This window comes from Mesorhizobium sp. M7A.F.Ca.US.008.03.1.1, from assembly GCF_003997495.1.
Lineage (GTDB): Bacteria > Pseudomonadota > Alphaproteobacteria > Rhizobiales > Rhizobiaceae > Mesorhizobium.
In genome coordinates this window covers 531742-543557 of the sequence record NZ_RZRU01000001.1, presented here as the reverse complement: position 1 = coordinate 543557, position 11816 = coordinate 531742, and the positions used below count along the sequence as shown (strand labels likewise).

General features: G+C 61.4%; 11 protein-coding genes. 3 read left to right on the top strand and 8 right to left on the bottom strand.

Features of this window, described 5'->3' with window-relative positions:
• Positions 1–11: 11 nt before the first annotated feature.
• The 7 genes from EOA16_RS02480 to EOA16_RS02450 form a co-directional block, all read right to left on the bottom strand.
• Positions 12–833, bottom strand: coding sequence for a sugar phosphate isomerase/epimerase (locus EOA16_RS02480; protein WP_127255188.1), 822 nt, complete (start codon positions 831–833; stop codon positions 12–14).
• A 59-nt stretch (positions 834–892) separates the two neighbouring features.
• Entirely contained in the window at positions 893–1735 is an 843-nt protein-coding gene (locus tag EOA16_RS02475) for a carbohydrate ABC transporter permease (protein ID WP_027036113.1), read from the bottom strand.
• Between the two features lie 5 nt (positions 1736–1740).
• On the bottom strand, positions 1741–2637 hold the full coding sequence (locus EOA16_RS02470) for a sugar ABC transporter permease (RefSeq protein ID WP_127255187.1): 897 nt from the start codon (positions 2635–2637) through the stop codon (positions 1741–1743).
• A 137-nt stretch (positions 2638–2774) separates the two neighbouring features.
• The gene (locus EOA16_RS02465) at positions 2775–4022 is read right to left on the bottom strand and encodes a sugar ABC transporter substrate-binding protein (RefSeq protein ID WP_127255186.1); all 1248 of its coding nucleotides are present in this window, start codon (positions 4020–4022) and stop codon (positions 2775–2777) included.
• 110 nt (positions 4023–4132) lie between these two features.
• Complete coding sequence (locus tag EOA16_RS02460; RefSeq protein ID WP_127255185.1) at positions 4133–5278, bottom strand: ABC transporter ATP-binding protein; 1146 nt, start codon at positions 5276–5278, stop codon at positions 4133–4135.
• Between the two features lie 89 nt (positions 5279–5367).
• The gene (locus EOA16_RS02455; protein ID WP_127255184.1) at positions 5368–6318 is read right to left on the bottom strand and encodes a PfkB family carbohydrate kinase; all 951 of its coding nucleotides are present in this window, start codon (positions 6316–6318) and stop codon (positions 5368–5370) included.
• Positions 6319–6321: 3 nt separating this feature from the next.
• Positions 6322–7122, bottom strand: a complete 801-nt coding sequence (locus EOA16_RS02450) for a class I fructose-bisphosphate aldolase (protein ID WP_127255183.1) — start codon at positions 7120–7122, stop codon at positions 6322–6324.
• Positions 7123–7284: 162 nt separating this feature from the next.
• Here EOA16_RS02450 and EOA16_RS02445 point away from each other — a divergent pair, with 162 nt between their 5' ends.
• The 3 genes from EOA16_RS02445 to EOA16_RS02435 all read left to right on the top strand — a co-directional run bounded on the left by EOA16_RS02445 (position 7285) and on the right by EOA16_RS02435 (position 10417).
• Positions 7285–8046: a DeoR/GlpR family DNA-binding transcription regulator gene (locus tag EOA16_RS02445; protein WP_127255182.1), complete on the top strand. Its 762-nt coding sequence runs from the start codon at positions 7285–7287 to the stop codon at positions 8044–8046.
• Between the two features lie 264 nt (positions 8047–8310).
• Positions 8311–9459, top strand: coding sequence for a Gfo/Idh/MocA family oxidoreductase (locus EOA16_RS02440; protein ID WP_127255181.1), 1149 nt, complete (start codon positions 8311–8313; stop codon positions 9457–9459).
• 10 nt (positions 9460–9469) lie between these two features.
• Entirely contained in the window at positions 9470–10417 is a 948-nt protein-coding gene (locus EOA16_RS02435; RefSeq protein WP_127255180.1) for an alpha/beta hydrolase, read from the top strand.
• Here the strand turns inward: EOA16_RS02435 and EOA16_RS02430 are convergent.
• Positions 10414–11448: a LacI family DNA-binding transcriptional regulator gene (locus EOA16_RS02430; RefSeq protein ID WP_127255179.1), complete on the bottom strand. Its 1035-nt coding sequence runs from the start codon at positions 11446–11448 to the stop codon at positions 10414–10416. The genes EOA16_RS02435 and EOA16_RS02430 overlap by 4 nt on opposite strands.
• Between the last annotated feature and the right edge of the window lie 368 nt (positions 11449–11816).

Here is an 11816-nt window from a genome sequence, read left to right as displayed (position 1 = left end):
CGTCTCGTTCTTCAGGCGCCGTAGGAGCGCATTGTCTGGCGGTTGGTCTTGACCGCGCCGGCGGGATCGGCGGCGGCCGTTTCGGATTCTTCCTCCAGCACCAGCCAGCCGTTGAAGCGCGGTGCGGTGTTGGCGATCTCGATCACCGCCGGGGTGTCGCAGACGCCCTTGCCGAGCATGGCCCAGGTACCGTTGGCATCGACGTCCTTGAGGTGGATGTAGCGGATGCGATCACGGTAGGTGCGCAGCGTGTCTGCCATGTCCCTGTGGCCGCGCAGGATATGGCCGGTATCCGGCACCCAGCCGACCAGGTCGGGGTCGAGCAAGGCAAAGATCGCGTCGTAATCGGCGCGGTCGAACAGCAGCGTGTTGTGGTGCGAGCTTGGATGCACCGCAACCTGGACGCCGGCCTTGCGTCCGATCTCGCCGGCCTTGTTGTAGACCTCGGCCGCGATGGCGAATTTGTCCTCGCGCGGACCGTCGGACACCACCGTCGCAGAACCCATCGACACCAGCGCGCCAGGAAATGCGGAGGCGAAGTCGATCCAGCGCTTGGCGGTTTCGAGGTCGGCGCCGATCTCCTCCTTCAGCGTAAAACCACTGTTCGAGCCAAAGGCGAAGGAAACCAGAGTCAGCCCCGAAACCTTCAGCGCGGCGGCGAACTCCTCCGGCTTGTCGCCATAGTGCCCGATCATGGTGTCGGTGATCTCGATGCCGGCATAGCCACCGTCAGAGATCGCCTTCAGCAGATCGTCGGGGCCGCCGCTGAACCGCTCTCCCAGCATTTCCCAGGTGAAGGTCTGGCAGCCGACTTTGAGGTCTTTCACGTTCATCCTTTCATTCCTTGATACCGCTTATTGCTTGATGCCACCGTCGCCCTGGGATGAACATCCTACTTGACCGAGCCCGCGGTCATGCCGGCGAGGAAGTACCTCTGGGCAACGAGGTAGATGAGCAAGAGCGGTAGCGAGCCGAGCACGCTCATCGCCATCATCTGGTTCCATTCGAAGGCGTGCTGCCCCATCAACAGCTGGATGCCGATCGGGACGGTGCGCATGGACGTCGATTTCGTCAGCGTCAGCGCAAAGAGAAATTCGTTCCAGCACAACAGGAAGGTGTAGACCGACGTCGCCACGATACCAGGCAGTGAAATCGGGACGATCACCCGCCAAAGCGCTGTCCAACTGGAGCCGCCATCGACAGCCACGGCTTCATCGAGATCGCGGGGCAAGGTGTTCAGATATCCCGTCATCAGCAGGATCGCGTACGGCAGCGTGAACACCAGGTAAGTCAGGATCAGTGCGACGTAGGTATCGAAGATACCGTATGAGACGACAAGCCCGAAGAAGGGGATCAAAAGTGTGATCGGCGGAATCGTCTGCGTGCTGATGATGATTGTGTTCAGGATGCCCTTGCCGCGGAAGTTGAAGCGGCTGAATCCGTAGGCCGCCAGCAAGGCGATCAGCACCGTCAGCACGGTCACCGCTCCCGCCACGAAATAGCTGTTGAAGAAGAAGCGCAGCTTTACCGGGTCGCCAAGAATGGCTGCATACGCTTCCAGCGTGAACGCCTTTGGCAGGATGGTTGGTGGCAGGGCAAAGATTTCGGTATTCGATTTGAACGAACTGCTCAGCATCCAGTAGATCGGGAATGCCGCGAAAAAGAGCCCCGCTGCAAGCGCCACATGGAGCGCGACGGTGATCAGCCTGTCTTTCGGCGTGTGCCTTTTCCTCATGATGACTACCGAGCCTTTTGATAGCGAATATAGAACAGCGTCAGGCCGAGAGAGATCAGCAAGATAACCACAGCGCTGGCTGAAGCCTGCGACAGGTTGTAGCTCGAAAACGCCAGCTTGTACGTGTAGGTGCTGAGGACCTCGGTCGAATAGATCGGGCCACCGCCCGTCGTTATCCAGATTAACGGGAAGACCTGCATGGTCCAGATGAAGTCGAGCAGCGAGATGCTGATGATGATCGGCATCAGCTGCGGAATGGTGATGAAGATCAGCTTTTGGTAGGCTTTCGCCCCGTCGATATCGGCGGCCTCGTAGAAATCCTTGGGAATGCCCTGCAAACCCGCGAGCAGGCTGACCATGAAGAGCGGATAGCCCGCCCAGATATTGGCAAAGGTGACGGCGTGCAGGGCGGTCGCAGGCGAGGAAAACCATTCGACCTTGGAACCGATGATGCCGATTTGCATGAGAATGCTATTCACGACACCGTTCGGCTCAAGCAGGAGGCGCCAGATCACGGCGATAATCACCGCGGTGAACAGCCAGGGCAGTATATAGAGCACGCGCAGAATATTGCGCAGCGTCGGATTGATGCGGTCGCTGTTCAGCATGAGCGCGAAAACCATGCCGATGGTCATGTGGAAAATGACACTCATGCATGTGAAGTAGAGCGTGTGCCATAGCGAAGCCCAGAACACGGGGTCGTTGAAGATCGCCTGGTAGTGTTTCAGTCCGGCAAAGGATGGGTCACGACGCAGCACCGCGCTGTTCTGGAACGAGTAGCCGATCACCGTCACCATCGGCAGCAGCATCAAAAGCCCGATTATGAGCAGTGAGGGCGACAGATAGAGGTAGGGCGCGACCGCTCGTTTGAGCTTGTGGTGGGAGCGCTTGTGCTGGGTCATGTGCCAACCTTGGGATACGCCTTCAAGGGAAGGTAAGCTTCAAAAACAGGTCCACTCTAATTGCCGATCCGTTGTTGCCGGGTGGCCTGTCCGAAGTCAGGCCACCCGGTCTAAGACAGCAAACGGGAACAGGCCGATCAGAATTTCGCCATCCAGCCCTTCTGAGCGGCCGCCGCGGCTTGTTCGGGAGACTGCTCGCCGGCGAGCATCTTCTGGGCTTGCACGTCGAACTGGGTCATCAGGTCTTCAGCCACCGGCAGACCCGTGAACTCATTGGCGAGATAACCGGTCTTGAAAATTTCAAAAGCCTTGCCAAAAGCCTTGTCCGAGGTCACGAAATCGGGCTTGGCGTTGACGTTGCCCGGGAAGGCGTTTGCAAGCGACACGAGCTTGGCGTTCACCTTTTCACTCATCACATATTGGACGAGTTTCCAGGCCTCTTCCTGATGTTTCGAAGCCGCAGAGATGCCGATGCCCCAGGAAGCATAGGGAAGGCCGCGCTTGCCGGTATAGTTTTCCACGACCGGGACGGGGATCAGGTCGAAGTTCAGCTTGGGATTGCGCTTGCGGATGAGGTTCACATGCGCGAGCGAGTCGATCATCATCCCGACGCGGTCGTTGACGAACTCCTCGACCTTTTCCTGCTCGGTCTTGGTGGCGATGCCGGGCGAGATGGTGCCGGCGTCGTTGAGTGATTTGACGAAGGTGAGCATATCCACCACCGGTCTGCCCTCAAGGTCTGGCTTGCCGTTCGCCATCATCGACTGGCCCGAAGCCCAAACCCACGACATCATGTCGTTCTGGACGCCGGACGGCGTTTGCAGTGACAGGGGCAGCACCCAGCCATACTGGTTCTTGTCGGCTTTCGTCATCTTCTTGGCGGCTTCGAGAAACTCCGCACGGGTCGACGGCAGCTTGGTCACGCCTGCCTGGGCGGCGAGGTCCAAATTCACGAAGACCGGATAGACGAAGGAAGCCACTGGAAACATCACCGCCTTGCCGTCCACCTTGATGATGTCCGCGACCTGGCTCTTGTCGAAACCGCCCGCATCCATCATCGGATTCATGTCGGCGAGTGCGTTCTGCGCATTCAGATTGTTCACCCAGGCACCGTCGAGACCTACGACGTCGCTGAGCGTTCCGGTTGCAGCACCAACAGAGATCTGGTCTCGCGTGGTCGCGTAGGGGCCGCTGACCAGCGTCACCTTGATTCCGGGGTTTGCGGCCTCGAAGTCATCCATGATTGCCCTGAGCGAGCCTGCCGGCAATTCGGGCTCCCACCATTGGGTGAATTCAAGCGTCGTATCCGCCATGGCGCCGGTTGCGCCAAGCAACCATGCGGCCGCGGCTATTTTCAGCATCGCGGGTTTAATACGAAACGTCATTTTCTCCTCCTTCTTTATATTCGCCCGCACAATGCGGCCGATCGTCTGATTATTCAGAAGTCTTCTTATGCAGGCGCCTCACCCTCACCCGCGGATCTTATCGCTGATATTCAGATTGCCAGATGCGTCTCCGGGTCGAAGAAATGGAGCTTGGTATCATCCAGGGCCAACCTGATTTCCGAGCCGGAGCGGACTGTGCTGACCGGTTCGAATTTCGCCACCGCATTCGACGCCAGGCCGAAATCCTGCACCGCGTCAGGGTCGCCGGAGTCCACCCGGACCGCGTCGATGTTGAGATGGACGATTTGTTCGGATCCAAGTTCTTCGATCGAGGTCACCTTTGCCGGTATCGTCTGATACTTGCGGCCGGATTCGAGGCTGCTGTCATAGAGATCCTCCGGCCGTATCCCGAACACGACCTTGCGCCCCGCATACGACCTCAAGCCCGGCCTGCGCACGAAGGCTGCATCCTGCAGCCGGATGGCCAAGGCGCCGGACATCAGCTCGTCGCCCGTCAGGGCCGCCTCGAAAAGGTTCATCGAAGGAGATCCGATGAAGCCGGCAACGAAGGCGTTCACCGGAGATTCATAGAGCCTCTTGGGTGTGTCGACCTGCTGCAGAACGCCGCCTTTCAACACCGCGACCCTGTCGCCCATCGTCATGGCTTCGGTTTGGTCGTGGGTCACATATATGGTCGTTACGCCGAGCTGCTTTTGCAGACTGGTGATTTCGGCGCGCATTTGAACACGTAGTTTCGCGTCCAGATTGGAAAGGGGTTCGTCCATGAGAAACGCTGCCGGCTCGCGCACCATGGCGCGGCCCATGGCAACCCGTTGACGCTGTCCGCCTGAAAGGTTCGCGGGTTTGCTGTCCAGCAAAGACGTCAGTTGAAGGGTTTTGGCGATCTCGTCCACGCGCTTTTTGCGCTCGGCCTTGGGCTTGCCTGCCAGCCGCATCGAAAAGCCGATGTTTTCGAACACCGTCATATGCGGGTAGAGGGCGTAGCTCTGGAAGACCATCGCGATGTCGCGGTCCTTGGGGGGCATGTCGACGACGTCTATTCCGCCGATCCGAAGGCTGCCGCTGGTGACGTCCTCCAATCCCGCGATCATCCGCAACGCGGTGGATTTGCCACAGCCGGACGGCCCGACGAGAATCAAAAACTCGCCGTCCTTGACCGACAGGTTCAATTGGTCGATTGCGTGAAAATTGTTCCCGTATGTCTTGCAGATATTCTCAAGAACGACTTCTGCCATATTCCTCCCTCCACAAGTCCAAGCCACTGATTTTTATGATTGTCCTCGGCTTACGTTCACCTGCGAAATATTTCCTCGGATAGTTCGGGCTATGTTCCGGTATGGGGCCGCGCACATTTCAGTTCGACTGCCGACGGCGCGTTCGTCGATGCCAGGAGTTCCGTGACCTGGGCGTCGGTCGGAAGCGCCTCGCGCCCGCCCCGCCCCGTTATCGAAAGGGCCGCCGCCGCGGCCGCGAACGCGACCCGGCCTGCGGTGTCGGCCCCGCGCGTCAATGCAAGGGCATAGGCGCCATGAAAGCAGTCACCGGCGCCGGTCGAGTCGACGACGGCAACCCGGTGCGGAGGCAGGTGCCAGAGCCCTGTCTCGTCGCGTCCGCGATAGAAGACGCCCCTGCCGCCATCCGTCAGGACCACGGCGGACCGCGACGGCAACCACAACGCATCGAGTATCTCGGCCGGCTCCCGGCGGCCTGTGGCGGTCCGCGCAAAGCCGAGCGGAAGAATGAGATGGTCGCAGAGCCCGATCAGTCTCTCGGTGGCTGGGCCGTGGCTCCATTCGACATCGCCGAGGATCGCAAGGCCGAGATCACGAGCCCGAGCCACGACATCCAGCGACCCGATCCCGTAACTGTCGACGATCAGGACGGTCGCGCGGCTGAGAACCTCGTCCGGAAAGTCCGGCGCGGTGCCCAGCATCGCTTCGTCGTCATACGCAATGAATCGCTCCCCATCCGAACCGACGGTGATCCGCGAGCGCACCGGGCGCGCGTGCGGGTGGCGCGGCGCGAACGCGGTTTCAACGCCGCTCGCAACGAGATCGCACAACACGGCGTCGTCGGCGGCACTGCCCAACCATCCGACGAACCCGGCGCTTCCGCCGAGCCGCGCGACGGCGGCAAGTGCCGTCGCGACATTTCCCCCGAAAGCTCGGGCGCTTTGCACAACCTTCCCCTTGCCCGCCGACAACGGCTGATCGACATAGACGATGTCGTCGATCGCAATAGCTCCGAAGCCGAGGATTGAAGGGACAGTGGGCATCGTTCAGGCACCCGCCTTCGCCAGGGCGTCTTGCGCCGAAAGGCCGTCATGGATGACGCCCCGAAAGGCGATCGCTGCCTTTTCCGGATCGCCGTGCCCCCAGAGATTGCGGCCCACCACGGCACCGCGCGCGCCGGCACGGATGGCGTCCGCCGTCTGCTGAAGGGCGCCGAGCAGCGTGTCGGTCTTCGGACCACCGGCGATCACAACCGGCACCGGGCAGGTCCGAACGGTCTCTCGAAAAGACTCGAAATCGCCCGTGTAACCGATCTTGATCACGTCGACGCCGGACTCGTAGCCGATGCGTGCCGCATAGGCGATCTCGTCGGGGGTAAAGACGATTTTTGCCCCGTCGGTGAAATCGCGAGGGTAGATATGCGCCACCACCGGCATGCCGTAACGGGCCGCCGCGTTCACCGAATCGGTCAGCCAGCGTATGTATTTTCCCTCGGTCGCGCCGCGCACCGGAATGGCCACGGCCAACGCATCGGCGCCAGCGCGCACCGCATCCTCGGGCGTTGCAATCAGTTCACTGATGCGATCGTCCGGGGTGAAGCAGCCGGCCTGGATCACCAGGCAAGCCTTGCCCGCGTATTGCGGCCACAGATGGCGCGCGGTGCCAGGCTGGATGCTGACATAGTCGGGTTTGCCTACCATGACGCGTGCAAGCGCGCCCGGCAGGTCGGCAAGACCTCCTTTGCGCACGTCGCCATAGCCGACAAAGTGGTCGACCGCGCCGCCAAAAAGATTACCCGATGGATGTGAGAAGAGGCGCGCCAGGCGCACCTTGGTTCCGAGGCTCATGAGTCCAAAACTCTCCAATCGATTGATTTCAAAATCCTGACCTCAGTGTTTGCGAAAGAAAAGACAAACGCAATCTTTCGAAATCTTTCGAATTTGCATATTTTTGGTAGAGTGGACCGAGGCCAGGGTGATTGCTTGGCGCATGGAGGCAAGGACAGGGAAATGTTGTCAGAGCAGAGACGCCAATCGATCCTGGGTGAAGTGCAACGCAGCGGACAGGTTCGCATCAAGGACCTGTCTGACGATTTTGGCGTGTCGGAGGTCACGGTGCGCTCCGACCTCGAGATACTGGACCGCAAGGGACTGCTGACCAAGACCCGCGGAGGCGCGGTGACCCGGACCACGGATTCGACCACGGCCGCGTTCGCCCGGCGGATGCAAACGAACCTCGATGCAAAGAAACGCATCGCCCGGGCAGCGATAGAACTGTTCGAGGACAACCAATCGGTCATCTTCGACGGCGGCTCGACATTGATGCAGGTTGCCATGCAGTTACCGCCGCTCAGCAATGTCGTGGTCGCGGCCACGGCGATGAATATCGTGCAGCATCTGATGCATCGGCCCGGGCTCGACGTTCACATGATCGGTGGCCGGGTCTATCCAGACACGGTGAGCACGCTGATCACCGATGCCGACACGGCTCTCGGCGGCTTGGTAGCGCATCAGGTCTTTGTTGGAGCGCATGCGATTGACTCGTCACTGGATGTGGTCGACGTGAACGAAGACATGGCGCGAACGAAGCGAAACCTCGTGCGTATGGCCCGGCGCGTTGTCCTCCTTGCGGATTCGAGCAAATGGGGCGTCAGCGGAACCTCCAAGGCCTTTTCGCTGTCGAGCGTCGATGTCGTGATCACGGACGATGGCCTGTCCGGCCCAATACGCAGCCAGCTTGATAGGACCGGGGCCAAGGTGATCTATGCCTGACCCGCAGCCGTCCCTAGCCACGGCGGAAATGTCCAATGCGCGCATGAACCACGGGATTCGCATCGGCAGTCGGCCGTTTTTCATGTCTGTCATTTTCTCCTCCTAGGCTGGCAGCCTCCCGATATCGCGCCAGCGTTTTCGCATGTTGTATAAAAATTTTACGCGCGTCAATATTTAAAATGTTGTATAGCCGTTGGGAAAGCGATCCGTTACCGGTGGGCGGATCCGGCAGACCATGACCGCGTCGGGGAGGTACGATCGAAAATGCACGGAAAATCAAAGACGAAACTCGGAATCGGCGTTATCGGATGCGGTAATATCTCGATGACTTACCTGCGCAATGCCGCCCTCTTCGGCGGCGTCGAGTTGCGCGCCTGCGCCGATATTTCCGCCGACATGGCGGCGCTGCGGGCGAAGGAATATGGCATCCGACCGCTCGGCGTCGATGCGCTGCTGGCCGACCCCGAGATCGATCTTGTCCTCAACCTGACCATTCCGGCGGCGCATTTCGATATTTCGTTTGCCGCGCTTTCGGCCGGCAAGCACGTCTTCACCGAAAAGCCGCTCGCCACCTCGGCCGCCGATGGACGGCGCCTGGTCAACGAGGCGCGGTCACGCGGCCTGCTGCTCGGCTCGGCGCCCGACACCTTTCTCGGCGCTGCCGGACGCCGGGCGCGGCGGCTGATGGACGACGGCGCCATCGGCCGCCCGGTCACCGGCACGGCCTTCATGATGGGACGCGGCATGGAGCACTGGCATCCAAACCCGCAATTCTATTACCAGCCGGGCGGCGGCCCGGTGTTCGACATGGGCCCATATTATCTGACCATGCTGGTCAATCTGCTCGGCCCGGTCGAGCGCGTCATGGCTATGGCAACACGCGGCCAGGAGGAGCGGCTGATCACTGCCGACGGTCCATTCAAGAACACCACATTCAAGGTCGGCACGCCGACCAATGTGCTGTCGCTGCTCGAGTTCCGCTCCGGTGCGACCGTCACCTTCGGCGCCTCGTGGGATGTCTTTCGCCACTCCAACCACCCGATCGAGCTGCACGGTACGGAGGGCTCGCTGCGCCTGCCCGACCCCGACACGTTCGGCGGCACCGTGTCGCTGTCCGAACGCGGCACTGAGTGGAAGGACTTCGCCAGCGAAGGCGAGCTCTACGGCGCACGCAACTGGCCCTATGCCGCGCCAGACCGCGCCAACTACCGCATGCTCGGCGTCGCCGATCTGGTGCGATCGCTTCAAACCGGCAACGCGCCACGCGCCTCCGGCAATCTGGCGCTGCATGTGCTGGAGATCATGGAGGCGATCCTGCGCTCCGGTGAAACACAGGGCTCGGTCGCCATCGCGGGCGATGGCGTCCAGCCGGCCCTGCTGACCGAGGAAGAGGCAAGCGACCTGCTGGCCTGAAGGTATGATCATGACGCTCGATCCGGACGCGTTGCGCGTCCTCGAAATCGGTCGTGCAGCGGGTGGCGAGCCGTTCGAGACCGGCAGCGTGGCGGCGGCGCGAGCCGCCTACAATGCTTCTTCCCCGACTCTACAGGGTGAGCACGAGCCGGTCGCAACGACCTTGGAACAGCAGATCGAAGGGCCGAACGGGCCTGTTGTGCTCCGCATCCATCGCGGCATCGGCGCGCCACAAAGCGGGGCGGCGGCGCTGCTCTATCTGCATGGCGGCGGCTGGGTCATCGGCAATCTCGATTCGCATGACGAGATCTGCCGCCAGATGGCCAATCTCGGCGCCGCCGTCATTGTCTGCCCCGATTATCGCCTGGCGCCGGAACACAAATTTCCCGCAGGGCTCGAGGATGGGCTGGCGACGCTGCGCTTCATGGCGGAGAATGCCGCCGATCTCGGCATCGACAAGGTCCGCATCGCTGTCGCCGGCGACAGCGCCGGCAATCTCGCCGCCGTGCTGGCGCTGCTTGCCCGCGATGGGCTGGCTCCAGCGCTTGCGGCGCAGCTCCTGATCTATCCCAACACCGACGCGCGGCAGACATCGGATAGCTACCAGCGTTTCGGCGACGGCTTCGGCCTCACCGCAACCACCATGGCATGGTTCCGTGACCACTATGTGCGAACGCCCGGCGACATCATGGACTGGCGCGTCTCGCCCTTGCTGGCGCCTGATCTCGCCGATGTCGCGCCGGCATACGTCGCGCTTGCCGGCTGTGACATCCTCGCCGACGAAGGAGCAGCCTATGCGGCGCGCCTGCAAGCCGCGGGCGTGTCTGTGATCCTGAGGCAATGGCCGGGCCAGATCCACGGCTTCGTCTCGATGGGACGCCATATTCCCGCTGCCCGGCAAGCGGTGGCCGAGGCGGTGGCTGCCTGGCGTCACTTCGAGAAGGATAGCGACGCTTAGGCCGACTGACGCATCACCAGGGTGGCGCCGAGCTTGACGGTGCGCGCCATGCCCTGCTTTGGCGGATCGGCCTCGTCCAGCAGAGCCAGCAGGATCTCGACGCTGCGGCCGGCCATGGCGGTGAAATCCTGCGCCATGGTGGTCAGCGCCGGGCAGGTGTAACGGCTCAGCGGATGATCGTCATGTGCGGCAACGCGCAGATCGCAATCGGGCCTGCGGCCGACCTTCAGGCCGCGCGAGTACGCGGCCGCCATCACGCCAAAGGCGAGCCGATCATTGGCGCACAGGATGGTCCGGCCAGGCAAGGTGCCGGCCTCCAGCATTTTTTCCGTCTGCTCGTAGCCGATGCGTTCGAAGTCCCAGGTGTAATCACGCGCGGCCTCGATGACGACCGGCTTGAAACCGGCGGTCTCCATGGCGACGATATAGCTTTCCTGGCGTTCGCCGGAGTTGTGGTTGACATGGGGAATGTCGAGATAGGCAGGCGGTTCGCCCGAGCGGCAGAGATAGTCGACGATGGTCGACACGCTCTGCCGGTTGTCGTTGCCGACGAACGGCGTATCGCCCTCGATATAGGTGTCGAAATAGACGATCGGAATGTCCTGCCCGAGCTTGTCGAAAACGCTGCGGTCGGAGGCCAGGCCGAGCGGGGCGATGATCGCGCCGGCGACCTTCAGCGACAGCAGCGTCCTGACCGACTCCGCTTCCAGCTTCGGCGAGCCATGCGAGGAGATGACGATCGGCCAGTAGCCTTCGTCGCGGCAGCGAAACTCGATGCGGCTGACCATCTCGGCGTAGAACGGATCGGTGATCGTCGGCACGACGATACCGATGTTGCGGGTGCGCTTGCGGTTGAGGTTGCGGGCGAAAAGGTTGGGCTGATAGTCCGAGGAGCGCAGGGCGGCTTCGATGCGCGCCCGCGTCGCCGGCTTCACGCTCGCCGGATCGTCGAAATATTTGGACAGCGTCGGGCGGGACACGCCACATGCCTGGGCGAAGTCATCCATCGTGCGGTGCGTCTTCTCCGCCATCGGTATATTCCTGATCCCTTGCCAACGATCGGAGCCGCCACCAGTCATGCGGCCGTTGACCGGACGCGACAATGCTCGACGGCACTTATTCAGTCAATTTTCACAGTTCCCAATAGAACGCAAAAACATTCCATGCGTCAAATTATTTGTTAACACTTCAAAAACTGATGGCGTCAGCAGAAAAACCGACGCAGCTCGCCATTTCGCGCCAACGCCTTCGGACGGCACTGTTTCATCGACCCCATCATCGGTCGACGATCATGGGTTAGGCTGCAGAAGCTTGCTGTTCGGCCCCCGGCTACGCGCCTGCTTGCCAAAAGTCGCCATGCCGCCCATACACGGCCTGGGCGATCGCCCGCCGCATTCGC

Coding starts and splice junctions, on each gene's coding strand:
- EOA16_RS02475 (WP_027036113.1), bottom strand. CDS start 1,735: ATGAGGAAAAGGCACACGCCGAAAGACAGGCTGATCACCGTCGCGCTC.
- EOA16_RS02470 (WP_127255187.1), bottom strand. CDS start 2,637: ATGACCCAGCACAAGCGCTCCCACCACAAGCTCAAACGAGCGGTCGCG.
- EOA16_RS02450 (WP_127255183.1), bottom strand. CDS start 7,122: ATGAGCCTCGGAACCAAGGTGCGCCTGGCGCGCCTCTTCTCACATCCA.
- EOA16_RS02480 (WP_127255188.1), bottom strand. CDS start 833: ATGAACGTGAAAGACCTCAAAGTCGGCTGCCAGACCTTCACCTGGGAA.
- EOA16_RS02435 (WP_127255180.1), top strand. CDS start 9,470: ATGACGCTCGATCCGGACGCGTTGCGCGTCCTCGAAATCGGTCGTGCA.
- EOA16_RS02430 (WP_127255179.1), bottom strand. CDS start 11,448: ATGGCGGAGAAGACGCACCGCACGATGGATGACTTCGCCCAGGCATGT.
- EOA16_RS02460 (WP_127255185.1), bottom strand. CDS start 5,278: ATGGCAGAAGTCGTTCTTGAGAATATCTGCAAGACATACGGGAACAAT.
- EOA16_RS02445 (WP_127255182.1), top strand. CDS start 7,285: ATGTTGTCAGAGCAGAGACGCCAATCGATCCTGGGTGAAGTGCAACGC.
- EOA16_RS02465 (WP_127255186.1), bottom strand. CDS start 4,022: ATGACGTTTCGTATTAAACCCGCGATGCTGAAAATAGCCGCGGCCGCA.
- EOA16_RS02440 (WP_127255181.1), top strand. CDS start 8,311: ATGCACGGAAAATCAAAGACGAAACTCGGAATCGGCGTTATCGGATGC.
- EOA16_RS02455 (WP_127255184.1), bottom strand. CDS start 6,318: ATGCCCACTGTCCCTTCAATCCTCGGCTTCGGAGCTATTGCGATCGAC.